26 protein-coding genes are annotated in these 24,823 nt (G+C 68.8%); 22 read left to right on the top strand and 4 right to left on the bottom strand.

Translation table 11 applies throughout. From position 1 onward, the window contains the following. The first annotated feature begins 110 nt into the window (after positions 1-110). From GQQ95_RS17100 to GQQ95_RS17090, 3 genes are read left to right on the top strand one after another with little or no spacing between them, the layout of a single operon-like run. Positions 111-1,649 carry an ADP-ribosyltransferase gene (locus GQQ95_RS17100; protein ID WP_157428813.1) on the top strand — a complete coding sequence of 513 codons (1,539 nt, stop codon included), beginning with the start codon at positions 111-113 and terminating at the stop codon, positions 1,647-1,649. Next, positions 1,646-3,337 carry an ADP-ribosylglycohydrolase family protein gene (locus tag GQQ95_RS17095; protein ID WP_212275536.1) on the top strand — a complete coding sequence of 564 codons (1,692 nt, stop codon included), beginning with the start codon at positions 1,646-1,648 and terminating at the stop codon, positions 3,335-3,337. Before GQQ95_RS17100 ends, GQQ95_RS17095 begins: the two co-directional genes overlap by 4 nt. Beyond that, on the top strand, positions 3,337-3,819 hold the full coding sequence (locus tag GQQ95_RS17090) for a hypothetical protein (protein WP_157428812.1): 483 nt from the start codon (positions 3,337-3,339) through the stop codon (positions 3,817-3,819). Before GQQ95_RS17095 ends, GQQ95_RS17090 begins: the two co-directional genes overlap by 1 nt. Before the next feature lie 314 nt (positions 3,820-4,133). Here GQQ95_RS17090 and GQQ95_RS17085 read toward each other — a convergent pair whose 3' ends face one another. Then, a complete protein-coding gene (locus GQQ95_RS17085) occupies positions 4,134-4,556 on the bottom strand; it encodes a hypothetical protein (RefSeq protein WP_157428811.1) in 423 nt (140 codons plus the stop codon). Positions 4,557-4,565: 9 nt separating this feature from the next. Next, entirely contained in the window at positions 4,566-4,958 is a 393-nt protein-coding gene (locus GQQ95_RS17080; RefSeq protein ID WP_157428810.1) for a hypothetical protein, read from the bottom strand. Between the two features lie 628 nt (positions 4,959-5,586). On the opposite strand from GQQ95_RS17080, the gene GQQ95_RS17075 reads away from it, so the two are divergent. From GQQ95_RS17075 to GQQ95_RS17045, 7 genes are all read left to right on the top strand, one after another. Beyond that, entirely contained in the window at positions 5,587-9,456 is a 3,870-nt protein-coding gene (locus GQQ95_RS17075) for a toxin glutamine deamidase domain-containing protein (RefSeq protein WP_157428809.1), read from the top strand. Between the two features lie 14 nt (positions 9,457-9,470). Then, a complete protein-coding gene (locus tag GQQ95_RS17070) occupies positions 9,471-9,755 on the top strand; it encodes a hypothetical protein (protein ID WP_157428808.1) in 285 nt (94 codons plus the stop codon). Positions 9,756-9,931: 176 nt separating this feature from the next. Continuing rightward, entirely contained in the window at positions 9,932-10,096 is a 165-nt protein-coding gene (locus GQQ95_RS17065; RefSeq protein WP_157428807.1) for a hypothetical protein, read from the top strand. A 74-nt stretch (positions 10,097-10,170) separates the two neighbouring features. Further along, a complete protein-coding gene (locus GQQ95_RS17060; protein ID WP_157428806.1) occupies positions 10,171-10,530 on the top strand; it encodes a hypothetical protein in 360 nt (119 codons plus the stop codon). Between the two features lie 152 nt (positions 10,531-10,682). Continuing rightward, positions 10,683-11,540, top strand: coding sequence for a T6SS immunity protein Tdi1 domain-containing protein (locus tag GQQ95_RS17055; protein ID WP_157428805.1), 858 nt, complete (start codon positions 10,683-10,685; stop codon positions 11,538-11,540). Further along, a complete protein-coding gene (locus GQQ95_RS17050; RefSeq protein WP_157428804.1) occupies positions 11,540-11,881 on the top strand; it encodes a hypothetical protein in 342 nt (113 codons plus the stop codon). The genes GQQ95_RS17055 and GQQ95_RS17050 overlap by 1 nt, the downstream gene beginning before the upstream one ends. A gap of 95 nt (positions 11,882-11,976) precedes the next feature. Continuing rightward, positions 11,977-12,453 (top strand): DUF6121 family protein, encoded by a 477-nt coding sequence (locus GQQ95_RS17045; RefSeq protein ID WP_157428803.1) that lies wholly within the window; start codon positions 11,977-11,979, stop codon positions 12,451-12,453. Between the two features lie 10 nt (positions 12,454-12,463). Here the strand turns inward: GQQ95_RS17045 and GQQ95_RS17040 are convergent, their stop codons facing one another. Continuing rightward, on the bottom strand, positions 12,464-13,105 hold the full coding sequence (locus GQQ95_RS17040; RefSeq protein WP_157428802.1) for a YigZ family protein: 642 nt from the start codon (positions 13,103-13,105) through the stop codon (positions 12,464-12,466). 183 nt (positions 13,106-13,288) lie between these two features. Here GQQ95_RS17040 and GQQ95_RS17035 point away from each other — a divergent pair, with 183 nt between their 5' ends. The 7 genes from GQQ95_RS17035 to GQQ95_RS17005 all read left to right on the top strand — a co-directional run bounded on the left by GQQ95_RS17035 (position 13,289) and on the right by GQQ95_RS17005 (position 20,954). After that, a complete protein-coding gene (locus GQQ95_RS17035) occupies positions 13,289-13,936 on the top strand; it encodes a spermidine/putrescine ABC transporter substrate-binding protein (RefSeq protein ID WP_157428801.1) in 648 nt (215 codons plus the stop codon). Then, positions 13,924-14,940: a hypothetical protein gene (locus GQQ95_RS17030; RefSeq protein WP_157428800.1), complete on the top strand. Its 1,017-nt coding sequence runs from the start codon at positions 13,924-13,926 to the stop codon at positions 14,938-14,940. Before GQQ95_RS17035 ends, GQQ95_RS17030 begins: the two co-directional genes overlap by 13 nt. Positions 14,941-15,171: 231 nt before the next feature. Further along, positions 15,172-15,546 carry a 30S ribosomal protein S12 gene (rpsL, locus tag GQQ95_RS17025; protein ID WP_022883289.1) on the top strand — a complete coding sequence of 125 codons (375 nt, stop codon included), beginning with the start codon at positions 15,172-15,174 and terminating at the stop codon, positions 15,544-15,546. After that, a complete protein-coding gene (gene rpsG, locus GQQ95_RS17020) occupies positions 15,546-16,016 on the top strand; it encodes a 30S ribosomal protein S7 (RefSeq protein WP_055860217.1) in 471 nt (156 codons plus the stop codon). Before rpsL ends, rpsG begins: the two co-directional genes overlap by 1 nt. Positions 16,017-16,099: 83 nt before the next feature. Further along, the gene (gene fusA / locus GQQ95_RS17015) at positions 16,100-18,214 is read left to right on the top strand and encodes an elongation factor G (RefSeq protein WP_157428799.1); all 2,115 of its coding nucleotides are present in this window, start codon (positions 16,100-16,102) and stop codon (positions 18,212-18,214) included. A gap of 111 nt (positions 18,215-18,325) precedes the next feature. After that, positions 18,326-19,519: an elongation factor Tu gene (gene tuf, locus GQQ95_RS17010; protein ID WP_157428798.1), complete on the top strand. Its 1,194-nt coding sequence runs from the start codon at positions 18,326-18,328 to the stop codon at positions 19,517-19,519. 211 nt (positions 19,520-19,730) lie between these two features. Then, positions 19,731-20,954: an acyltransferase family protein gene (locus GQQ95_RS17005; protein ID WP_157428797.1), complete on the top strand. Its 1,224-nt coding sequence runs from the start codon at positions 19,731-19,733 to the stop codon at positions 20,952-20,954. 22 nt (positions 20,955-20,976) lie between these two features. Here GQQ95_RS17005 and GQQ95_RS17000 read toward each other — a convergent pair whose 3' ends face one another. Then, complete coding sequence (locus tag GQQ95_RS17000; protein ID WP_157428796.1) at positions 20,977-21,444, bottom strand: OsmC family protein; 468 nt, start codon at positions 21,442-21,444, stop codon at positions 20,977-20,979. A 572-nt stretch (positions 21,445-22,016) separates the two neighbouring features. Between GQQ95_RS17000 and rpsJ the strand changes: the two genes are divergently transcribed. From rpsJ to rplB, 5 genes are read left to right on the top strand one after another with little or no spacing between them, the layout of a single operon-like run. Further along, positions 22,017-22,325 carry a 30S ribosomal protein S10 gene (gene rpsJ, locus GQQ95_RS16995; protein ID WP_017201594.1) on the top strand — a complete coding sequence of 103 codons (309 nt, stop codon included), beginning with the start codon at positions 22,017-22,019 and terminating at the stop codon, positions 22,323-22,325. 8 nt (positions 22,326-22,333) lie between these two features. Then, the gene (rplC, locus tag GQQ95_RS16990) at positions 22,334-22,990 is read left to right on the top strand and encodes a 50S ribosomal protein L3 (protein WP_156999946.1); all 657 of its coding nucleotides are present in this window, start codon (positions 22,334-22,336) and stop codon (positions 22,988-22,990) included. A 3-nt stretch (positions 22,991-22,993) separates the two neighbouring features. Further along, the gene (gene rplD / locus GQQ95_RS16985) at positions 22,994-23,656 is read left to right on the top strand and encodes a 50S ribosomal protein L4 (RefSeq protein ID WP_157428795.1); all 663 of its coding nucleotides are present in this window, start codon (positions 22,994-22,996) and stop codon (positions 23,654-23,656) included. Continuing rightward, complete coding sequence (gene rplW, locus GQQ95_RS16980) at positions 23,653-23,955, top strand: 50S ribosomal protein L23 (RefSeq protein WP_022889726.1); 303 nt, start codon at positions 23,653-23,655, stop codon at positions 23,953-23,955. The genes rplD and rplW overlap by 4 nt, the downstream gene beginning before the upstream one ends. A gap of 16 nt (positions 23,956-23,971) precedes the next feature. Then, positions 23,972-24,811 carry a 50S ribosomal protein L2 gene (rplB, locus tag GQQ95_RS16975; protein ID WP_157428794.1) on the top strand — a complete coding sequence of 280 codons (840 nt, stop codon included), beginning with the start codon at positions 23,972-23,974 and terminating at the stop codon, positions 24,809-24,811. Positions 24,812-24,823: the final 12 nt, after the last annotated feature.

Below are 24,823 nucleotides of genomic sequence, written 5' to 3'. Positions count from 1 at the left end.
TCGACGTGTCCAATGATGCGCCGACTCCTGGTGCCGGCGGTGCGGATGGTGCGGGTGCCGGTGATGGTGGCGGGTCGGTCGATCTGCCTGGTGCGGTCGATTCCAGTGGTGTGGACCTGAGTGACGGACCTGCTGCGGATGCCCCGACGACGGATGCCCCGACGATGGATGCCCCGACGACGGATGCCCCGACGCACGCTGATGGTCCGTCCGCGGATACCCCGACGGCTGACGCGCCTGCGGCGGATGCTCCCACGCATGCGGACGCTCCCACAACGGATGCTCCCGCAACGGATGCTCCCACGCATGCGGACGCTCCTACTGCGGATGCTCCCACGCATGCAGATGCTCCTGCGGCGGACGCTCCCACTGCTGACGCTCCGACGCATGCGGATGCTCCTGCCGCTGACGCGCCGGACGCTGACGCTCCGACGCATGCGGATGCGCCTGCCGCTGACGCGCCGGACGCTGACGCTCCGACGCATGCGGATGCGCCTGCGGCCGATGCGCCTGCGGCCGATGCGCCTGCCGCGGATGCTTCTTCGGCCGATGCGCCCGCTGCGGATGCCCCTGCGGCGGACGCTCCGACCGCTGACGGTCCGGCCGCCGAAGCCCCCGTTGCGGCCGGTGCCGCGAGCCCGGCGGCCGCTCACCCGGCCGACGCTCCCTCCGCCGCTGAGATCGCCGCAACCGCAGACGCCGTCAGCAGCGACGCCGAGGCCGACGCGGGCACGCCCGCTGACGAGAACGGTTCGGGTGCGGCATCCGATCCCGACACGAACGGCGGCCTGGACACCGATGGCCTCGACGTCGAGGACGCCGCAGCCGCCGGTGGAGCCGCCGCGGTCGCCGGCGCTGCCGCGCTCGCGTTCAAGCCGTCCTTCCTCCCGACTCACACGCCCGGCGGTTCGACGCCCGCAGCACCCGCCACCCCCGCTGCATCCGTCGCTCCCGCAACACCCGGCTCGACCCCGACGCCTGCGGCGACCGCGCCCGGCGGAGGAGGCCCTGTCCACACGCCACCGCACACGAACCTGAGCGCCCCAGGTGCGGGCGCGCCTGACACGACGCCGAAGGTGCCCGACCTGAGCGCGATCGATGCCGAGTTCCGCACTCCGCACGGCGACATCCCGCCCGGCAGGCTCGACGAGTGGGCGGAGAAGGTCTCCGAGGCCTATCCGACCCTCGAGCCGGAAGATGTGCTCGGAATCTGGGACTACACGACGAACTCGTACACCGAGATGAACGGATACCTGCGCGACCTGAGCACGCCAAGCGATGTCCCGGGCCTGGAGACGCGTCTCAACGCCACCACGGCCGCCATCTCGAGCCTCCGTCCCGTGCCGGGTGTCACCTATCGAGGCATGGAGATCCGTCCCGGCCTGCTCGACCAGTTCACGCAGGGCGGGCAGTGGTCGGATCCGGCGTTCATCAGTTCGTCGACCTCGTCATCGGTCGCGGACAACTTCGGTGCGAACGGCGGCATCAAGGTGACCATCACCGGTCGCTCAGGTGTCGACGTCGGCCCGTTCTCGCGGTTCCAGAAGGAAGATGAGATCCTGTTCCAGCGAGGCGTGCGCTTCGACGTGGTTCGGAAGGAAGAGGTCTCGCCCGGAGTATGGGAAATCGACCTGACCGAGCGGACATGACCGTCGGAGCGCAGCCACTCGATCCGTCGGGCTATGGCGAGGCCGTGTTCGACCGGCTCGCCGAGGAGCTCCAGGATCGGCAGGGGTACCGGTCGAACGTCGAGAAATGGCTCGGCATGGATGCCACGGGGGAGCGGCCGCGCGATGTGGTCGCCAAGCGCGTCGCTGGTGTGGTCGAAGCGCTCGACCGGCTTCACGACGCGTCGCGCGTGGTCATCGAGATGCAGGACACGTCGATCGTCATCCTCGTCGATGATGCGCGGGACATGCTCGTGCGATTCGGCCTGCGCGATGCAGAGCTCATCGAGATCCGGGGAGGTTCCGAATGGACGACCGTGAGATCGCCCTATCGCTTCGCACCGGCCTCGCTGCTGTACCGGTTCGGAAGTCGCCGCTGGGGCGCCCGATTCTCCGCCGTCGATGAGCAGTACCCGCGTTTGCCACTGCGTCGAGCCCCGAACGCCCTCGCGTACTGGGTGATTCCCGACGATGCGCAGTCCTGGGGGCTCGGCCCGAGGGCCGCGGATCCGGCGGTCGCCTACGAACTCGCGGCCGCGTGTCTACGGAGCCCCGATGAGTTGCTCGAACGCATCCGAGCGCTCGAGGCGGACGACCGCCGACTCGGGCTGGGCTCGAGGGACCTCCTCGATCGCACGGAAGGATGCCTGCTCGGCGGTGCCGTCGGTGATGCTCTGGGATACCCGATCGAGTTCGCCACGGGCGACGAGATCGTGGAGTTCGCCGTATCGCCCGGAGGCTTCCCGATCGGCGACGGCTCGATCAGTGACGACACCCAACTGACCCTCTTCACGGCCGAACAGCTGGCGGCGCTCGAGGTCGACGACGAGCGCGCCGTGCGACAGGCTTCCCATACGGCGAACCGGCACTGGTACCGGACGCAGACCTCCAGCCGGCCGGACGACGGCGGCACGGGTCTCGCTGCGGAGCCGTGGCTGTACGCCAGGCGTGCGCCCGGTGCCACGATGATGGGCTCGATCGGCGCGGTCGCGCAGCAGCAGGATGCCGACCAGGTCGTCGACGCATCGAATGGGAGCAAGGGGTGCGGCACGGTGATGCGCGCGGCTCCGTACGGTCTCATCACGAGGTGGTCTCCTCGGCGGGCGTTCGATGCTGCGGCATCGGCCGCTGCGCTGACCCACGGGCACCGCACCGCCTCGACGGCCGCGGGGGCGATGGCCATGATCGTCCGACTGCTCGTGGTCGGATCGCTCCCGGTCGACGCAGTGCGGCGCACGATCGACTTCCTCGCCGTCGCCGTCGCCGACGGCGACGGCGACGGCGAGACGATCGAGGCGTTGCGCGCCGCGTATGAACTCGTCCTCGCGGGAGGTCCGAGCCGGGCGCGCGTCCAATCGCTCGGAAGCGGCTGGACGGCCGAGGAGGCGCTCGCGATCGCCGTGTACGCGTTCCTCGCCTTCCCGGAGCCCGCTCGAGTCGTCGACGCGTTGGTGCTCGCGGTATCGCACGACGGCGACAGCGATTCCACCGGCGCGATCTGCGGGAACCTGCTCGGTGCGGCACACGGTCGTGGCGCTCTTCCGGCCGATCTCGCCGATCATGTCGAAGGGCGCGCGACCATTCTGAGAGTCGCGGAGAAGCTCGCGGCGACCGGGATGTCCGGGGGCCGTGACGCGAGTCCGCATGCGGACGACGAAGGGATGCACTGATGATGGACCACGCGAGAGTCGCGGCGTTCCTGGCGGCGGCCGAGAAGCTCCCGCCCTCGGCAGGGATCACCTTCCACGGGATGAACGGACCTGTGATCGAGGAAGGGACGCTGGCAGGCGTCCTCGCCACTTCCAGGTCCATCCGCGTGGCCACGGAGAACTTCCGCGCCTCCTCCGTCGTCGTGATCCTCGGCCGATCCGGCCGGGAATTGACGGCGTTGTCCCGCCACCCGGACGAACAGGAGGTCGTGTTCCTGCCCGGGACGTCGTTCCTCCGGGCCGCCGGAGGCGCCGAGTCCGGAGGGCTCCGGGTCGTGCTTCTCGAGGAGGTCGCCGCACAGATCGAGGAACACGGGTCGAGCATGCCAGCCGATGATCTGCTCGCGAGTGTGGTCGCGCACATCGAGCGCGAACGGGATCTCCAGCCGGTCGACGTGCACAGCGCGGGAAAGTTCGTGGGGCCGCTTCCGCTCCTCGAGTGATCCGGCCCACCTGACCCCTCCAAGGGTCGCCTCAGGTCGGCCCATGGAGAGTCCTCCCCATGGTGCACAGCCAATGAATATGGTTCGGTGGAACGGTCGGATGGCCACCACCCTCAGAACTTCGGGAGATTCATGTCGCACGTTCAGCTGGATGCCGCGCGGCTTGCCGCGGATGGTTCGGCGTTGTTCTCGGTTGCGCAGTCGGTTTCGCAGGCGGTGCGGGCGTGTGAGTCTGCGCTGGGTGGTACTGGTGGCATGGCTGGTGATGATGAGTCTGCTGAGGTCTTCGCGCAGGGTCAGGATGGTGAGCCGGGCTACGACCAGTACGCGGTCGATGTGATGAAGGCGGCGCTGGGTCTGGCGAACGGGTTGCGGATCGTGGATGCCGCGTTGGGCAACACGGGTCGTGCGTATGACGGTGCGCAGTTGGTGGGGGCGTTCAAGCCGGCGTCGTCGTCGCGGATTCCGGAGGAGACTCCGTCTGTCGTGCCGCCGTCGGCGTCGGTGCCGACGTCGTTGGGTAAGGGTCCTGAGGGTCCGTTGGGTGAGTTCGGCGATTTCCTCAAGGATGGTCTGGCGATGCTGGGCGTGGTGCTGCCGTCGGCGGATCGTGGCAAGTTGTCCAGTGCGGAGTCGGCGTGGAGTGAGTTGTCGGGTGCGATGACGCGTGCGCAGTCGAGCATCGATGGGGCGTTCACGAATGTGTCGTCGATGACGTTGCCGCAGAAGTCGAGCATGTTGTCGTGTCAGCGTTCGTTGGGGTCCTCGTTCGGCAAGGTTGCTGATTCGGCGGACTCGATGGCGGGGTTCGCGCGGGGCATGATCGATGCGGTCGATAAGGCGTGGGAGGAGATCGGCTGGTTCATCGCGCAGATGGCGGTCGAGATCGCGATCGAGATCGGGATCGGTGCGCTGCTGGGTGCGGTCACGTTCGGTGCGGGTGCTGCGGCGATGGCGGCGAAGATCATGCTGACGGTGACGCGGTGGGCGATCAAGATCGCGGCGTTGTGCAAGAAGCTGCGTACGTTGATCATGATGGCGTTGCGTGCGGCGCGGATGGCGATCCGTGGCGGTATCCGGGTGGCGCGTGAGGCATTGTCGGCGGGTCTTGCGAGTGGGATCACGACGGTGTCGTTCAACTCGGTTCGTGGTGCGTTGGATCCGAATTACCAGCCGCAGAACGTGTTGAACGCGGCGTTGTCGGCTGCGGTCGGTGGTGCGGCTGGTGCCGGGTTCTCTGGTGCGGGTGGCCGGTTGACGGGTGGTGTGAATCCGGGTGCGATGCAGCGGGTGACGCATATCGCGGTCGAGACCGGTGGTGGCGCGGTCGATGGGCTCGCGTCGGGTCTTGCGGAGTCGGGTCTGTCTGGTCAGCCGTTCCAGCCGTTGTCGGCGATGGCGGCTGGCGCCCTGCTGGGTGGTGCGTTGGCGGGTCGTCCTGGTGGCGGTCAGGCGCCGTCCACGCCGGGTGGTTCCGGTAGTGGTGGTCCTGGTGGTGCGGGGCCTGACATCGATACCAGCGGGATCCCGTCGGGTACGGGGACGAACGCGAACGCGGGTACCCCGGGTGGTGGCGGTCAGGTCGACGTGTCGAACGATGCGCCGACGCCGGGTGCTGGTGGCGGTGGGTCGAGTACGTCCGGTGGTGGTGGTCAGGTCGACGTGTCCAATGATGCGCCGACTCCTGGTGCCGGCGGTGCGGATGGTGCGGGTGCCGGTGATGGTGGCGGGTCGGTCGATCTGCCTGGTGCGGTCGATTCCAGTGGTGTGGACCTGAGTGACGGGTCCACCGCGGACGCGCCTGCCGCTGATGCTCCTGCCGCTGATGCTCCTGCCGCTGATGCTCCTGCTGCTGATGCTCCTGCCGCGGACGCGCCGACGCATGCGGATGCCCCTGCCGCGGACGCTCCTGCCACGGACGCCCCGACGCATGCGGATGCCCCTGCGGCGGATGCCCCGACGCATGCGGATGCCCCTGCGGCGGATGCCCCGACGCATGCCGATGCCCCGACGACGGATGCCCCGACCCACTCGGATGCTCCTGCGGCCGACGCCCCGACGCACGCGGACGCACCGACCGCAGATGCTCCTCCGGCGGACGCCCCGAACGCTGATGCGCCGACGCACGCAGATGCGCCTGCCGCTGACGCTCCTCCGGCGGATGCCCCGACGCATGCGGATGCTCCAGGCGCCGACGCTCCGAACGCGGATGCCCCGACGCATGCGGACGCGCCTGCGGCTCACGCCCCCGCACAACCGGATGCACCCGAGTCGGATGCTCCGGCCGGAGATGCTCCGACGGCAGACGGTCCCGCGGCTGAGGCCCCGGTCGCGGCCGGAACCGCGAGCCCGTCGACCGGTCACCCGGCCGATGCGACCTCGACTGCTCCCTCCGACGCCGACATCGCGGCATCCGCCGACGCTGTCGTCAGCGACGCCGAGGCCGACGCGAGCTCGCCCGCTGACGAGACCGGTTCGGCTGCGGCATCCGATGCAGATGCGAACGACGGCATCGACACCGACGGCCTCGATGTCGAGGACGCTGCGGCGGCCGGCGGCGCCGCCGTCGCGGCAGGCGCCGCGGCACTCGCATTCAAGCCGTCCTTCCTCCCATCGCACACGCCCGGCGGTTCGGCGCCCGCGGCCCCGGCACCGAACGGCTCGACGCCGGCTGCGGCCGGCCCGTCCGGGACGGCCGCCGCCGATGCGCCGACGAACGGCTCGACGTCGACGGGTCAGGGCGACGGCACCACCAACCAGGGCGCCGGCGATGGGCAGACTCCGCCCGCGAAGGATCTCGCCGCGAACAACACGACCACGCGCAGCGTCGAGGAGATCGATGCGGCGCTGCAGTCGATCAACCCGAACTTCGACCCGTCCGACCCCGCGAACGGCTACGCCACCAACTGCGGCAACACATCGTCGAACCTCAACGACTTCCTCAACGGCTCCTCGAGCGTCGAGGCGTCCACCGGCACGCTCGACGTCGCGCAGATGGAAGCGCGCACCGGCAACCCGCAGACGCCGATGACCCCCGACCAGATCGCGTCCACGCTGACCGCGATGGGACCAGGCTCGCACTGCGTGGTCGGCATCGACCGGTCGACCGGAGACGGCCACTGGTTCAACGCCTACTTCGACGGCGACACGGTGTGGGCGCTCGATGCGCAGACCGGCACCCGCACTCCGTGGCCGCCGGTCGAGCCCGACGCCACGAACTGGGACGCCTCGATCCAGCCCGAGCTCGTCACGAACCCCGACGGCACGACGCCCAATGCGACCCCGGCGACTCCGGATGCAGCGGCGTCGACGCCCGACGCGCCGGCACCGGCCTCGGCCGCTCCGACGACCGTCGTCGACCCGTCGACGGGAAGCGCCGCCGACTCGTCGCCGAGCACGACCGGAACCGACTCCGACGCGGCGGCCGATGAGCCCCAGCGCGGCTGGAAGAGCAAGGCGACCGTCGGCCCCGATCATCCCTCCGACGGCTCCGCGGGCCCCGGCACGACCTACAACGGGTACGACATCCCGCAGCTCACGCCCGAGATCCGTGCCCAGCTCGATGCCCTCGCCGCCGACCCCCGATCGCCCATCGTCAAGAACACCGACGGAACCTACGCGCTGAAGACGCCGATCGACGTCGACGCCTTCACCCGGACGAACCCCGATCACGACTGGGCGGAGTTCCAGCGGCAGGTCGGCCTGCAGCAGCAGGGGCTGAACCAGCTCACGGTCGCCGAATGGCGGCACAACGTCGAGTTCTTCCGTCGCGAGAACCGCGTCGCCCAGAGCCAGCAGGGCCGTGCCATCAAGGCACTGAAGAAGCTCGGCGTGCCGTTCACCAATCCCGCGGTGCTGCACGGTCCCGACCAGTCGGCCGGCGGCCGCGCGAACCGATTCGACGGCGCGGGCGACTCCCCGGTGAACAGCTCGCTCGGCGGCGCGTGGAGCGGTCGGCGGATCACCGAACTGTTCACGGATGTCCAGGGTGCGGTCCGCGCGATCGACCCGAAGCTGCTCGCGCACATCCACATGACCGTGCACCTCGGCGCGTCGGATGCCCTCTCGACCCCGAACGCGACCGCGACGCAGGCGACGCTGACGGGTGCCCGACCGATCACCGGCCCGGCGACGGGCGCCACGACTCCCGGTGCCACGACTCCGGGGGCGCCGAGCGCAACAGCGGCGGTGGCCGCACCGGCGACTCCAGCCCCTGCTGCAGGGCCAGGCTCTCCGGCGCCGACCTCCTCAGTCCCTTCCCCGACAGCGAGCCCCGCGACGACCGACGCGAGCGGTTCGAATCCCACGACCGCCCCGTCGACGCGGGCGGGCGCGTCCTCGCCCGAGGCCGCGCCGCAGACCCACTCAGGCGGACTGGGCGGGGAGGCGCGGGCGACGCAGGGTGACCCCGACGGAACTTCGAGCAGGGCAGTCGAGCCGGAGACGGACGTGGCGGTCCGGCCCGAGACGTCAGGTCACGAGGATCCGGCTGCGTCTGGCGGAGCACCGGCCGGAGAGGGCATCGATCATGGTGCAGGTGCAGACTCGGAAGCATCGCCTGACGAGACTCCCGTCGAACCTGATGCAACCGATTCCGAATCGCTCGTCGCCTCGAATGCGCTTCTCGACGACACGTACGATCTCCGGCCGGTGGGAGACTCGCTCGACGATTCGACGAAGGCCGTGAACAAGTACGGGTATGGCTACGATGCCGTACGCTACGGGAACAATTGCCACCATGTGGTGAACGCGCACGAACTGCATCTGCGTGGCTACGACGTGATCGCGGCGCCGACTGTGTACGGCGTCGACGTGGATCCGGTGACCGGGCAGTCCAAGGCGTTGCCCGAGGCACGGTACCCCGGAGTCATCGCGCGCGATTGGATGCAGATCGACGGCACGACGCGTGACTTCGAGGTCATTGCCCCGACGGGAGGCAGCACGGCGACTGAAGCGCTCACGAACCTCACGACGAGCTGGCCGGTGGGGGCACGCGGCTACATTTCCGGACAGTGGAAGAAGGGCAACGCCCACATCTTCTCGGTCGTCAAGGAGGCGGGGGGGCTGCGATTCGTCGACGGGCAGACCGGCGACACGGACGTCTCGTGGTACCTCGACATGCTCGTCTACGACTATGCGGCCGACGGCAAGGGGCCCGCATGGGGAATCCACGTCCTGCGAGTCGATGACCTGGTGCCGACCGAGTCGCTGCTCGGCAGCGCGATGCGCGCCGATGGCGACGCGCAATCGATCTCGCAGGCGGCCGTCGAACCCGAGCACCAACTGCAGCAGATCGCAGATTGGCGCACGCGGAACGATCGGCTGATCGCTGAATTCGGCGATGTCCTCAGCGATGTCAGCACCTCGCCGGAAGCAGCCGTGTCGGCCGATCAGATGCGTAGAGCGCTCATCGAGCAGAATATGCGCCTGAAGCGCGGGGGCGATGTCCTCAGTGAATGGCTTGCGAACGCAGAGGCGGCAGGGACGGGTACCGAGTCGTCGAACGCAGATCCGGGGCCGTCGAATCGGGTAAGGCGAGCGGCGACCGCGACCGCGATCGGTGGCGCCGGGGCAGGGCTCCTGATGGGCGGAGCAGCGGTTGTGGATGCGATGACTGGCGATGAGGACGACAAATGAGTGACACTGGTGCGGTGCTGACGATCGATGAGGCCCGAGCTGCATTCGATGGGTACGTCCGGGAGCATCCCCTCCCCATGCGCGGGACGCTGCATCTCGACGGCTGGTACGAGGATGACGACGATTACCTGCCCGTCTGGGGTGCCCGGGAGTTCTACGTCGACGGTGATCCGACGTACGGACGCATGGACAACTTCGTGCTGTTCATCGACAAGCGAAGTGGCACGGTGCGGGAAGAGCGGCAACTCGAGAGCCTGCGGAAGATCCATGACATGACGCCGGTCACCGGCGCAGGGTGAGCTGCATGTCCCATCGCGCAGACCACGATTCAGGCGAATGAAGACGCTGACGATCGAGGAGGCGCGCTCGGTGCTGGATCGGCACTTCGTGGAACGTCCGCCGGCGATTGCGGGGACCTTGCACGTCGCGGGCTGGTACGAGGACACCGACGACTACTTGCCCGTCTGGGGCTCGCGTGAGTTCCATCGTCGATGGCCACGACGAATTCGAACGTTGGGACGATCTCGCGATCTTCATCGACAAAGCCTCCGGGACTGTACGAGAAGAGCAGATCCTGCCGAACCGTCTGAAGATTCGCGCGATGTCGCCGGTGGCGGGCGCTGAACCACCGATCGACTGAGACGCGGGCGCCGCGTTCGCAGGTGACGACGCCCCGGCGGGTACGCTCGGATGAGACGACCGAAGGGAACCCCGATGCTGGATGACGTGACGATCGCCTTCGTCGAACGGGCGGTCGCCCTTTCTCCGCAGGTGCTCGCGGCGGCGTTCGATCGCCAGGTCGACCTTCGTACCGAGGGCGGGAAGGACGCGAGCCGTGCGGCCGCCCCGTCGGCGAGCGAGAACGCCGACCTCGAGCATCGGCTCAACACCGCGCTCCGCGCGCGCGCCGATGAACTCGACGGCATGATGATGGAGGCGTACGCGGTCATCCAGACGGCGGCGCGCGCGATCCTCAAGCGTGAGAAGCTGACCGAGGAGCAGTACGACGTGCTCGTGCGTCCCTTCTCCGACGCCGGAGTCGAGATCCCGCCGTACCGCGCGCGCGACGCCTGACCACACGTCGCATTCCCGGAGCGAGGGTGATGGGGAGCGCTCCCCGTCGCGGGATCGCTCCCGCTCGATAGACTCGCCGGGGTGGCTCGGCCACCGTCCGTTCGGGTTCGGCGCGAGGCATCCGCCGCCCGTGTTCCTGGAGGAAGGCCACGATGACCTCGTTCCGCACATTCGACCCGGTCGCACCGATCAGCGACGAGACGATTGAGCGCTATCGCGCGCAGGTGCCCCCCGAGGTCGCCGAACTCTGGCGCTCGCAGGGCGCGGGCTTCGTCGGTGCCGACGGCTTCTTCCGCGTGGTCGATCCCGCCCGTTCCGCCGAGATGCTCGCCGACGTGCTGAGCCTGCCCGACGGCGCGACGGTGCTGTTCACGACGGCCCTCGCCGATGTGATCGCGTACGCCAACGGCCTGTACCTCGTCGTGAAGCCGCGCTTCGGTGCCCTGGACGTGATCCAGGACACGAGCTTCGACGAGCTCGTCGCCCACATCGAGGACCCGGCGCAGCGCGACGAGGCGTGGGAGTGGGAGCCGTATCCGGCGGCACGCGACCGTGAGGGCATTCCCGGGTTCGAGGAGTGCTACGGGTTCGTCCCGTTGCTCGCCCTCGGCGGTCGGCCCGACGCCGAGCACCTGCAGCGTGGCGGGCTCTACGAGCACCTCGCGGTCATCGCGCAGCTCGCCGGCCAACCCGAGGTCCGCAAGGTGATCGACTTCGGTCCTTCGTCGCCCACGGATGCCGCCGACGAAGATCGACTCGTCTCGGTCGGGCGATCGCTGTTCGCGAAGCTCACCGACGCCCCGACGCTGAACGTCATCCAGCTTCCCGACGGGCTGGGCGTCTGCCTCGTCCACGCGGTTCGCGGCGGCGGCAAGATCTACGTCGCCCCCGATGAGTCCGCGCTGTTCGTCGGCTCGTCCGTCGACTTCGAGGCCGGGCTCGGGGCGTTCCGCGACGGCGTGCGGACCCCGCCCGAGAAGTTCGACATCGACCGGGGCGGCAACCGCTGATGGCCGACACGATCGAACAGCGCTGCGAGCGGCTGCGACAGCCCGTCACCGAGCTCGTCGCCATGAGCCTCGCGGCGGTCTACCGTTCGCAGGACCTGCCCGAGCTGTCGCGCGCGATCGGCGCCGTCCGCAGCATCCTCGCGGAGGACGCCTCCGGCCTGCCGGCGGGCCCGTTCCGCGACTGGCTGCCGACGGCGCTCCGCAACCTCGACCGCATGGGCGAGGCCGTCGACGCCGGTGACGGGGCCAAGTCCTACGCCATCCTGACCGACAAGCAGGACGGCTTCATCCGCCTCACCGACGGCTGCGCCGGGTTCCCCGGCTGGTCGGTGAACGGCTGAGAGGCGAACGCTGACCGGTTGACGCGCTGACGCGTGACAGGCTGACTCGACGACGCCCCGACCGGCCCGCCCGTTCAGCGCGTACGCTCGATCACATGGATCCGCGCCGCACCGCCTGGGTCGTCGCCGGCTTCGCCGCCGCGCTCGACCTCGCGATCGTGGTGTGCGCGTTCGGCTTCGTGAGCCTCCTCGCCGATGTCGAGGTCGTGGCCGATCGCAGCGTCGGCGTCCTCGTCGTCCCGGTCGCGGTCGGGGCATCCGTGCTCGCCGTCCTGGTCGTGCTGGGCGTCCGCCTCGCGCGACCCGAGCGCATGGCCGCGACGGTCGTGATCTCGGCGGTGGTGAGCTGGCTCGTGCTCGTGGCCGTCGCGATCCTCGGGCACCTGCTCTCGTCGACCGGCTCCGTCATGCAGTCGGTCGCGTTCGGCACGCTGTTCGGCCTGGGCTGGTTCGGCCTGCTCGTCCCGGTCGCCGCGGTCGTGGTCGCGGTGTTCGCGGTGCTCGTCGCACGCGGTCGCGGGCACGGCATGGCGCGTCCTCGCTGGCCGTGGGAGCACGACGACGTCGAGTGACGGATGCGCGTCAGGCCGGGTCGTCGACGTAGGTCGTTCCCGCCACGTCGGTCGGAACCACGCCCGCGGTGAGCTCGGCGATGCGCGCCTGGAACGCCGCGACCTGCTCGGGCGGCACCGCCACGTCGAGGCGCATGTCCGCACCGTACTCGACGCGAACGGGCGGGTGGCCGAGGCGCCGGAGTTCGGCCTCGAGCGCCGGGCCGCGTTCGTAGTCGGCGTGGATCTCCACGGTCGTACGGAGGCTCCGCAGCACCCGGGTCGCCGCCGCAACCCCGGACTGCACCGACGCCGTGTACGCGCGCATCAGCCCGCCCGTCCCGAGCAGCACGCCGCCGAAGTACCGGGTGACGACCGCGACGACGTCGGACAGGCCCTCGCCGCGCAGCGCCTCCAGCATGGGCTGCCCGGCCGTCCCCGACGGTTCGCCGTCATCGTTCGACCTGGCGAGCTCGCCGTCCGGTCCGATGCGGAACGCGCTGCAGTGATGTCGGGCCTTCGGCGCCGCGGCGCGCACCGACGCGATCAGCTCGCGCGCGGCATCCTCGGTCGCAACGCGAGCGATCGTGCAGATGAACCGTGACCGCTCGACCTCGAGTTCGGTCTCGACGCGGCCGGCGATCGTCTCGTATGTCCCGGATGCCGCGCCCATGGCGCCATTCTCCATGAGATGCCGCCCGGCTCGGCCGCCCGCCGCCCGACTCGGCCGCAAGCAGCCCCGCCGGGCCGCAAGCGGCCCCGCCCGGCCGCGGACGCGCGCGCCGGAGCCGCCGCGCCGCGCCAGTCGACCGTCGCGTCGGAGCGTCTGCGCACGCACGGCGCTATCGTGAACCCCGTGGAGGGTTCGATCGAGGCGCGCGTGAGCCACGAGGTCGATCGTTGGCTGCAGTGGCTGCCGCGATGGCGACCGGGCACGCACCGTGCTCGCGTGCGCCTCTGCCAGCGCTGCTTCGGCTCGCCGATCCTCGCGGCCGCGGGCCTCGACGTCGACGTGCCCCATCCGGTGCAGCACTCCTTCTCCATGCGCATGAAGGGCGTCATCGACCTCGCCGTCGACGACTACACCGCGCGCAACCTGCCGATGCTGCATCGCGAGATCCGGCTCGCCGAGGAGCGCAAGTCCCGTCGGCCGTATCGCGCGGGGGAGGGCCTGGACCCCGAGTACGCGGGCCTCGACGTGGACCCCGAGCCGGTCGCCGACCAGCCGTTCCTCTTCACGCTCGGCGGGCTCGAGGAGGCTGCAGCGGCCGAAGCGGCCGAGCCGGCGCCGCGCCCCTTCACCCCCGAGGAGAAGGACGCGCTCCGCGAGGAGGTGCGGCTGGCCGACGAGTTCGCCAAGCAACTGGGTCGACGCATCTGCGTCGAGCTCGCGCAGCACCGCTACCGCATCGGCAATGCCGTCGAACGGCTCATCGAGCCGCAGGTCGCCGACATGCTCGCCGATCTCGACCGAGAGCTCGACTCGCCGGGGTGGCCGTCCTGAGCGCGATGTCGCGGGACGGGCGGGCGGCGCCCTGGCGCACCGTGCTCGCCAACGTCCCCGAGGCCGACGAGGTGGCCGGCTCTCCCGACCCGTCGGACGAGCCGGCGCGGGAGCGTGCCCGAAGGGCCGTGCTCGACGGGCTCGACGACGGCGACGGTGTGGCCAGGTTCATGCTCGGACTCCAGCGGGCGGTCGCGACGGACTCCACGGCCGAGCGCCTCGACGAGCTGCTAGAGGAGGATGCGCTGCGCCGTGATGCGGTCGCCGGGCATGGATCCGCCTCGCGCGAGGCACCCGACCGCGTCGGCGGCCACGACGCGGCACCTGACCGCCGTTCCCCGACCGACCGGTGGCCGCGCGCTCGGAAGGCACCCACGTGGACGTTCGTGGTCGGATTCCTCGCATCGGCCGGCGGCACCGCCCTGGTCTTCCGGGTACGACGCGGTCGCGGCTGGATCATCGACGACCTCGAGCTCGCCGCGATGCTGGGCGGCATGCTCTCGCTCGCGGCGGCGCTCTGGTTCGTGCTGGCCGAGCCGCGGATGTTCCGCCCGGCGGCCCTGCGCGCCAACCGGGGCCTGTCCATCGCACTCGCCGTCGTCTCCCTGATCGGCCTCGTGGTCCTGGTGCCCCGCTGGATCGACGAGGCCTTCTTCCCCGCGGTGCCGGTCGTCCTCGGCGTGCTGATGTTCGCTGCAGCCGCAGTGCTCTTCACGGTCGACGCCGTCGTGCACCGGCGCAGCGGCGACGCGGCATCCGACGAGTCGATGGCGCGGCGTCATCGGGCATCCGACGACGCGATGTTCGAGACCCTCGACCGGCTCGACGACGAGCTCTGCGCCGCGGCCGGCCGCGTCATCGGGGAGAACGAAGCCGGCGCGGGCGGGGAGCTGCTCGCGCGACGGCGCCGAGCGGGGGTGGTCGAGGGGGTGCGGCTCGCATGCCGGCGGGGCATCCTCGACGAGGAGGCAGCCATCGACGGGCTGCGGCGCGGCCTGTTCTGAGCACGGCCCCACCTCGCGGCATCCGCTCCCATTTGACCGCAACGTTACGCGGCATTACCATAGATCGGGTGTGCGCGTTTCGGCGTGCTCACTCAGGGCTGCCGCGCCATCGTGCGGTTCGCCCCCACGGCATACCCACCACTGACATGATCACGCAGTTCTGCGTGATCGGTGGGTCGTGATGTGAATCCATCAAACGCTGTCACCGTGCAGCACCAACAAGGAGAAGCAGTGCCAACCATTCAGCAGTTGGTCCGCAAGGGTCGCTCGCCCAAGGTCACGAAGACCAAGGCGCCCGCCCTGAAGGCCAACCCCCAGCAGCGCGGCGTGTGCACGCGTGTGTACACCACCACCCCGAAGAAGCCGAACTCCGCGCTCCGCAAGGTCGCCCGTGTGAAGCTCTCCAACGGCACCGAGGTCACCGCCTACATCCCCGGTGAGGGCCACAACCTGCAGGAGCACTCGATGGTGCTCATCCGCGGCGGCCGCGTGAAGGACCTCCCGGGTGTCCGTTACAAGATCGTCCGCGGCGCACTCGACACGCAGGCCGTGAAGAGCCGCAAGCAGGGTCGCAGCAAGTACGGCGCGAAGATGGAGAAGAAGTAATGCCTCGCAAGGGACCCGCTCCGAAGCGCCCCGTCGTCGCCGACCCCGTCTACGGGTCGCCGGTCGTCAGCCAGCTCGTCAACAAGATCCTCGTCGACGGCAAGAAGGACCTCGCTCAGCGCATCGTGTACGAAGCGCTCGAGAACGTGGCCACCAAGTCCGGCCAGGACGCCGTCACCGTGCTCAAGAAGGCGCTCGACAACGTGCGCCCGACCCTCGAGGTGCGTTCGCGCCGCGTCGGCGGTTCGACCTACCAGGTCCCCGTCGAGGTCAAGCCGCACCGCGCCAACACCCTCGCCCTCCGCTGGCTCACGAGCTACGCGAAGGCCCGTCGCGAGAAGACGATGACCGAGCGTCTCACCAACGAGATCCTCGACGCGTCCAACAGCCTCGGTGCAGCCGTCAAGCGTCGTGAAGACACGCACAAGATGGCCGAGTCGAACCGCGCATTCGCCCACTACCGCTGGTAGCAGGCCGAGCGGATGCCGCAGGCCTCGGCTCGCGGCATCCGCTCCCCTTCCCCTTTCGTTCCTGAACATCCGGAGGAACCCCCGTGGCACAAGACGTGCTCACTGACCTGAACAAGGTCCGCAACATCGGCATCATGGCGCACATCGATGCCGGCAAGACCACCACGACCGAGCGCATCCTGTTCTACACGGGCGTCAACCACAAGATCGGCGAGACCCACGACGGTGCCTCGACGACCGACTGGATGGAGCAGGAGAAGGAGCGCGGCATCACGATCACGTCTGCCGCCGTGACCTGCTTCTGGAACAAGAACCAGATCAACATCATCGACACCCCCGGCCACGTGGACTTCACGGTCGAGGTGGAGCGTTCGCTCCGCGTGCTCGACGGTGCGGTCGCCGTCTTCGACGGCAAGGAGGGCGTCGAGCCCCAGTCCGAGACCGTCTGGCGTCAGGCCGACAAGTACGAAGTGCCCCGCATCTGCTTCGTCAACAAGATGGACAAGCTGGGCGCCGACTTCTACTTCACCGTCGACACCATCGTCAGCCGCCTCGGCGCCAAGCCGCTCGTGCTGCAGCTGCCGATCGGTGCCGAGTCGAGCTTCGAGGGCGTCGTCGACCTGGTCGAGATGCGCGCGCTCACCTGGCGCGGCGATGCCAAGGGTGACGTCGAGATGGGCGCCAAGTACGCCATCGAGGAGATCCCCGCCGACCTCGTCGACAAGGCCGCCGAGTACCGCACCGCGCTGCTCGAGACCGTCGCCGAGACGAGCGATGACCTCATGGAGAAGTACTTCGGCGGCGAAGAGCTGACCGTGGCCGAGATCAAGGCCGCGATCCGCAAGCTCACCGTCAATGGCGAGATCTACCCCGTGCTCTGCGGCTCCGCGTTCAAGAACCGCGGTGTGCAGCCCATGCTCGATGCCGTCATCGACTACCTTCCGTCGCCGCTCGACGTCCCCGCCATCGAGGCGCACGACGCTCGCGACGAGGAGAAGGTCGTCATGCGTCACGCAGACGCGACCGAGCCGTTCACGGCTCTCGCGTTCAAGGTGGCCGTGCACCCGTTCTTCGGTCGTCTCACCTACGTCCGCGTTTACTCCGGCCGCCTCGACAGCGGTGCCCAGGTCATCAACTCGACCAAGGGCAAGAAGGAGCGCATCGGCAAGATCTTCCAGATGCACGCCAACAAGGAGATCCCCGTCGAGTCGGTCACCGCCGGCAACATCTACGCGGTCATCGGACTCAAGGACACCACCACCGGTGACACCCTGTGCGACCCGGCCAACCAGGTCGTGCTCGAGTCGATGACCTTCCCCGAGCCCGTCATCGAGGTCGCCATCGAGCCGAAGACGAAGGCCGACCAGGAGAAGCTCGGCACCGCGATCCAGAAGCTCGCCGAGGAGGACCCGACCTTCCGCACGGAGCAGAACCAGGAGACCGGCCAGACGGTCATCAAGGGAATGGGCGAGCTGCACCTCGACATCCTCGTCGACCGCATGAAGCGCGAGTTCAACGTCGAGGCCAACGTCGGCAAGCCCCAGGTCGCGTACCGCGAGACCATCAAGCGGACCGTCGAGAAGCACGACTACACCCACAAGAAGCAGACGGGTGGCTCGGGCCAGTTCGCGAAGATCCAGTTCGCGATCGCGCCCCTCGAGATCGAGGGCGACAAGACCTACGAGTTCGAGAACAAGGTCTCCGGTGGCCGCATCCCGCGCGAGTACATCCCCTCGATCGACGCCGGTTTCCAGGACGCCATGCAGTACGGCATCCTGGCCGGGTACCCGATGGTCGGCGTGAAGGCGACGATCCTCGATGGTGCCGCGCACGACGTCGACTCCTCGGAGATGGCGTTCAAGATCGCCGGCTCGATGGGCTTCAAGGAAGCCGCTCGGAAGGCGAACCCCGTCCTGCTCGAGCCGCTCATGTCCGTCGAGGTCCGCACCCCTGAGGAATACATGGGTGATGTCATCGGCGACCTGAACTCGCGTCGCGGTCAGATCCAGTCCATGGAGGATGCCGCAGGCGTGAAGGTCGTGCGTGCGCACGTCCCGCTCTCGGAGATGTTCGGCTACATCGGCGACCTGCGGTCCAAGACCTCGGGCCGTGCGGTGTACTCGATGGAGTTCGAGAGCTACGCGGAGGTCCCGAAGGCTGTCGCCGACGAGATCGTCCAGAAGAACAAGGGCGAGTAGCCCTCCGACGCACGAGCCAGCCGGTTCGCGTAACATATCTACAAACCCCGTAGACCGTCGGTCGCAATCCAGCGCCCGGGGGCTCTACACGAGTCCTGAGGAGGACCCACAGTGGCTAAGGCCAAGTTCGAGCGGACCAAGCCGCACGTCAACATCGGAACGATCGGTCACGTCGACCACGGCAAGACCACGCTCACCGCGGCGATCTCGAAGGTGCTTGCTGACAAGTACCCCTCGGCGACCAACGTTCAGCGCGACTTCGCGTCGATCGACTCGGCTCCCGAAGAGCGTCAGCGCGGCATCACGATCAACATCTCGCACGTCGAGTACGAGACGCCGAAGCGCCACTACGCGCACGTCGATGCTCCTGGTCACGCCGACTACATCAAGAACATGATCACCGGTGCGGCTCAGATGGACGGCGCGATCCTCGTGGTCGCCGCCACCGACGGCCCGATGGCTCAGACGCGTGAGCACGTGCTGCTCGCCAAGCAGGTCGGCGTTCCGTACCTGCTCGTCGCGCTGAACAAGTCCGACATGGTCGACGACGAGGAGATCCTGGAGCTTGTCGAGCTCGAGGTTCGCGAGCTGCTCTCGAGCCAGGGCTTCGACGGCGACAACGCTCCCGTCGTGCGCGTCTCGGGCCTCAAGGCTCTCGAGGGCGACGAGAAGTGGGCCGACTCGGTCCTCGAGCTCATGACCGCTGTCGACGAGTCCGTGCCGGACCCGGTGCGCGACCGTGACAAGCCCTTCCTCATGCCGGTTGAAGACGTCTTCACGATCACCGGTCGTGGCACCGTCGTCACGGGCCGCGCCGAGCGTGGCACGCTGAAGATCAACTCCGAGGTCGAGATCGTCGGCATCCGCCCGACGCAGAAGACCACGGTCACGGGTATCGAGATGTTCCACAAGCAGCTCGACGAGGCCTGGGCCGGCGAGAACTGCGGTCTCCTGCTCCGTGGTACCAAGCGCGAGGACGTCGAGCGCGGCCAGGTCGTCGTGGCCCCCGGCTCGGTCACCCCGCACACGGACTTCGAGGGCACCGCGTACATCCTGTCCAAGGATGAGGGTGGGCGTCACAACCCGTTCTACGCGAACTACCGTCCGCAGTTCTACTTCCGCACCACCGACGTCACCGGCGTCATCACGCTGCCCGAGGGCACCGAGATGGTCATGCCCGGCGACACCACCGACATGACGGTTGCGCTGATCCAGCCGATCGCCATGGAGGAGGGCCTCGGCTTCGCCATCCGCGAGGGTGGCCGCACCGTCGGCGCCGGTACCGTCACGAAGGTCATCAAGTAAGTCCTTCGCGATCGCGACCTTGAACGGGGTCGGGCCTTCGGGCCCGGCCCCGTTCTGTCGTTCCTGGGGCTTCGCTCCAACCCGCCAACCCGCCCGCCCGCCCGCCGTGCGCACCCGTGCAGGCCCGGCCGGCGGCGTCCACCGGATTCACGGCTGGTCGTAACCCGGCGGTCATGGCGTGACCCCCCATATGAGGGTTACGCTCGAGTGAATGACAAACGACCAGCCCGATCGAAGGACGACGACGATCAGGCCCGAGGTCCAAGCGCTCCGGGCCCTCGCCGTCACGGCCGTCGTGCTCCATCACGGATGGCCCGCCGTGGCCCCGGCCGGATACATGGGCGTGGACGTGTTCTTCGTCGTCTCGGGGTTCCTCATCACGGCGCTCCTCGTGCGCGAGGTCGAGCGCACCGGGGGTCTCTCGCTCTCGGGCTTCTACCTGCGCCGCGCGAGGCGCATCCTGCCGGCCGCGATGGTGGTGCTCGCGGCGGTGTCGGTCCTCACGGTCGTGCTCGCGCCGTATGGCGATTGGTCCGCGTACTTCCGCGAGATCGTCGCCAGCGCCTTCTATGTCGAGAACTGGCGCCTGGCGATCGACTCCCAGACGCCCGCGTACGCCGACCTGGAGTCCACGCCCGTGCAGCACTTCTGGTCGCTCTCGGTCGAGGAGCAGTTCTACCTCGTCTGGCCGTTCCTGATCCTCGCCGCACTCTTCTTCGCGCGGTGGCGTCGAGGCCGAGTGGTCCCCGTGCTCGCGATCGTGCTCGGGGCGACGACGGCGGCCTCGTTCATCGGCTCCCTGGCGCTCACCGCCCAGGATCACAACCTCGCGTACTTCTCGACGCTCGGGCGGGCGTGGGAGTTCGGGGTCGGCGGCCTGCTCGCACTCTGGCTCGGGTCGAACCGGGCGCGGCTCGGCGGCGGACAACGCCTCAGGGCGGTGGCGTCCTGGGCGGGTCTCGCGCTCATCGCGATCCCCATCGTCACCTTCCAGGACGTGACGGCGTTCCCCGGCGTCTGGGTCCTGCTGCCGGTGGCCGGGACGGTCGCCGTCATCTGGGCCGGGATGCCGGAGCCCAAGTGGTCGGTCGCCCCGATCGCCGGCCTCGCGCCGGTGCAATGGGTGGGAGACATCTCGTACTCCCTCTACCTATGGCACTGGCCGATCTTCATGTTCACGCCGATGCTCATCGGCATGCCGAGCCCGCCGTGGCTCATGGTGCTCCTCGTGGCGCTCTCGGTCGCGGTGGCGTGGGGTTCGAAGCGCTGGATCGAGGATCCATTCCGTCGTCGGACGGGTCGCATCGGGGCGCACCCGCGCGTCGTCGTGGCCGCGTTCGCGGTCGTGCTCGTCGGCGTGGTGGTGACCGGCTCGTTCGCGCCGCAGGTGGCCGCGGAGGAGATGCAGGCCTGCCACCACAGCTCAGGGCGGTGAAGCGGATGCCGCGTGCGCGGCGTCAGGCGTCGGTGTCGACGATCACGCGCTCGAGGTCGATGTCGGCCTCGACGCTCCGAGCCACCGTGCAGCTGCGGTCGATCGAGGCGTCGATGAGGTGCTCGAGCTTGGCGCGCTCATCGGCGTCGAGCGTGCCGAGGGGGAGGAGCAGCTCCTCGACGATGCGGTCGTAGCGGTTGTCGGGCTCCGATGTGCCGTGCGCCCAGACGGTGTACTCGACATCCGCACCGAGCCGGCGGGCGATGACCCGGTCGGCGCTCATGCCTGCGCAGGCCGCCAGGGCGAGCTTCAGCAGCTCGCCGGGGGTGAAGTGGCCCTCGGCTTCGACATGGCCGATCCGGATGACGGAGCCGCGTTCGTTCAGCCCCTCGAAGGTGCGGTCGCCGGTCCGGACCACGGATACGCTGCCCGGCCCGATCCGGTCGCTGATGCGGTGCGCGGGGGTGAGGTCTTCTTCGTCGGTCGCCATGCCTCGATTCCATCACGGGTGCGGACTCCGCCGGCCCCTTCACCCCGGCCGTCCGGTGGTTTCTCAGGCCTCCGTGGGATCATCGAACCACCGAGGGCCCCGGGTTCCGGTACATCGAATGGGCCGCGAGCGTGCGCGACACGCCCGGGTTGCAGGGATGCACCGAATATGGCAAACTTGGTGAGTTCAACATTTCGAGCGCGCGCTACGGCATGCGCTCGAATCACTGCCAGGCAGTGCATAACCACCCGCACCCAGACGCGAGGTCCACGGACTCGAGGTCACGGGGCGCAAGGGGTCAGGTTAGGCCGCGGGCAGCAGAACAGACTGAACCGAATCCCACACAACGCGCCTTGGGTACTCCATGTCTTCCGCCAGGACGACACGCCCGAGCGCGGGGGTCGGGGACCGGCTTGCGGGTCGGGTGTGCCGAGGTCACCGAGCACCGGTGGTTTCGACAGGCTCGATCACGGCCTTTGACAGAAGAACAGTGGTTGCTTCACCTGAAGTCGCTACGCGGCGTCCAATGCCCTCGGAAGGGGTACGACGCCTTGACAGAGAGAGAGTCCGAGATGGCGGGACAGAAGATCCGCATTCGACTGAAGTCGTATGACCACGAGGTCATCGACACCTCGGCGCGCAAGATCGTCGACACGGTGACCCGCGCGGGCGCCACGGTCGTCGGCCCCGTGCCGCTTCCGACCGAGAAGAACGTGGTGTGCGTCATCCGTTCGCCCCACAAGTACAAGGACAGCCGCGAGCACTTCGAGATGCGCACCCACAAGCGCCTCATCGACATCGTGGACCCGACGCCCAAGGCCGTCGACTCGCTCATGCGTCTCGACCTGCCGGCAGACGTCAACATCGAGATCAAGCTCTGAGGTAACAGATGTCTTCCGCTACCAAGAACGTGAAGGGTCTGCTCGGCACCAAGCTCGGCATGACCCAGGTGTGGGACGAGAACAACAAGCTCGTTCCCGTGACCGTCATCGAGATCGCCCCCAACGTGGTCACCCAGCTCCGCACCGTCGAGCGTGACGGCTATGAAGCTGTGCAGATCGCCGCAGGCGCCATCGACCCGCGCAAGGTCAACCAGCCCGCGACCGGCCACTTCGCCGCCGCCGGCGTGACCCCCCGCCGCCACCTGACCGAGGTCCGCACCGCGGACGCCGCGTCGTACTCCCTCGGCCAGGAGCTCCCCGTCGAGGGTGCCTTCGAGGCCGGCCAGCTCGTCGACGTCGTCGGCACGAGCAAGGGCAAGGGCTTCGCCGGTGTCATGAAGCGCCACAACTTCAAGGGCGTCTCCGCCTCGCACGGTTCGCACCGCAACCACCGCAAGCCCGGTTCCATCGGTGCCTCGTCGACGCCCAGCCGCGTCTTCAAGGGCATGCGCATGGCCGGCCGCATGGGTGGCGAGCGCGTGACCGTGCTCAACCTCCGCGTGCACGCCGTCGACGCCGAGAAGGGTCTGCTGCTCGTCAAGGGCGCCGTTCCCGGTGCACGCGGCCGTCTCGTTTTCGTCCGCAACGCAGTGAAGGGGGCGTAGTCCATGGCTACCGCGACCAACACCATCGACACCCTCGACGCCACCGGCAAGAAGTCCGGCACCGTTGAGCTCCCCGCCGAGCTCTTCGACGTGCAGACCAACGTGCCGCTGATCCACCAGGTCGTCGTCGCCCAGCTCGCCGCCGCGCGTCAGGGCACGCACAAGACCAAGACCCGTGGTGAGGTCTCCGGCGCCGGCCGCAAGCCGTTCAAGCAGAAGGGCACCGGCCGCGCTCGTCAGGGCTCGATCCGCGCTCCTCAGATGACCGGTGGTGGCATCGTCCACGGACCGCAGCCGCGTGACTACGCGCAGCGCACCCCCAAGAAGATGATCGCCGCAGCCCTGCTCGGCGCGCTCTCCGACCGCGCCCGCGGTGGCCGCATCCACGCGGTCGAGGGGTTCGTCGCCGGCGACGTCGCCAAGACGAAGGACGCCCTCGCGCTCCTCACGTCGATCGCCCCGGCGAAGCGCCACCTCGTGGTGCTGAACCGCGGCGAGGAGCTCTCCGAGCGCGCCGTCCGCAACATCCCGACCGTGCACGTGCTGTCGGTCGACCAGCTGAACGCCTACGACGTGCTCGTCTCGGACGACATCGTCTTCAGCACCGCTGCGCTCGAGGCGTTCATCGCCGCGAAGACGGCGAAGAAGGAAGAGGTCTCGGCATGAGCGCCGCACACAACAAGGACCCGCGCGACATCATCATCGCGCCGGTCGTCTCGGAGAAGAGCTACGGCCTGATCGACGAGGGCAAGTACACGTTCACCGTGGACCCCCGCTCGAACAAGACCGAGATCAAGCTCGCGATCGAGAAGATCTTCAACGTCCAGGTGGCGTCGATCAACACCCTGAACCGTCAGGGCAAGACCCGTCGTACGCGTTTCGGCATGGGCAAGCGCAAGGACACCAAGCGCGCGATCGTCACCCTCAAGTCCGGCTCGATCGACATCTTCACGGCTGTCGGCTAGGGAGCAGAGGAACAACATGGCTATTCGTAAGTACAAGCCCACGACCCCCGGTCGTCGCGGTTCGTCGGTCGCCGACTTCGCGGAGATCACGCGCTCGACGCCCGAGAAGTCGCTGCTCAAGCCGCTCTCGAAGACCGGTGGACGCAACAACCAGGGTCGCATCACGACCCGTCACATCGGTGGTGGCCACAAGCGCCAGTACCGTGTGATCGACTTCCGTCGCAACGACAAGGACGGCGTGCCGGCCAAGGTCGCTCACATCGAGTACGACCCCAACCGCACCGCCCGCATCGCGCTGCTCCACTTCGCAGACGGCACCAAGCGCTACATCCTCGCTCCGGCGAAGCTGTCGCAGGGCGACCCGATCGAGTCGGGCCCGAACGCCGACATCAAGCCCGGCAACAACCTGCCGCTGAAGAACATCCCCACCGGTACCGTGGTGCACGCCATCGAGCTGCGTCCCGGCGGCGGGGCCAAGATGGCCCGCTCGGCCGGCGCCTCCGTTCGCCTCGTGGCGAAGGACGGCCCGTACGCCCAGCTGCGTCTGCCCTCGGGCGAGATCCGCAACGTCGATGCGCGCTGCCGCGCGACCATCGGCGAGGTCGGCAACGCCGAGCAGTCGAACATCAACTGGGGCAAGGCCGGCCGCATGCGCTGGAAGGGCGTCCGCCCGACCGTGCGTGGTGTCGCCATGAACCCGGTCGACCACCCGCACGGTGGTGGCGAGGGCAAGACCTCCGGTGGACGTCACCCCGTCAGCCCCTGGGGTCAGAAGGAAGGCCGCACGCGCAAGCGCGACCTCCCCAGCGACAAGCTCATCGTCCGTCGTCGCACCGTCGGCAAGAAGCGCAAGTAGGAGTAAGAGAAG

Source organism: Agromyces salentinus, from assembly GCF_009749395.1.
GTDB lineage: Bacteria > Actinomycetota > Actinomycetes > Actinomycetales > Microbacteriaceae > Agromyces > Agromyces salentinus.
The sequence above is the reverse complement of the archived record's forward strand: the minus strand, read 5'-3'. Positions and strand labels throughout refer to the sequence as shown.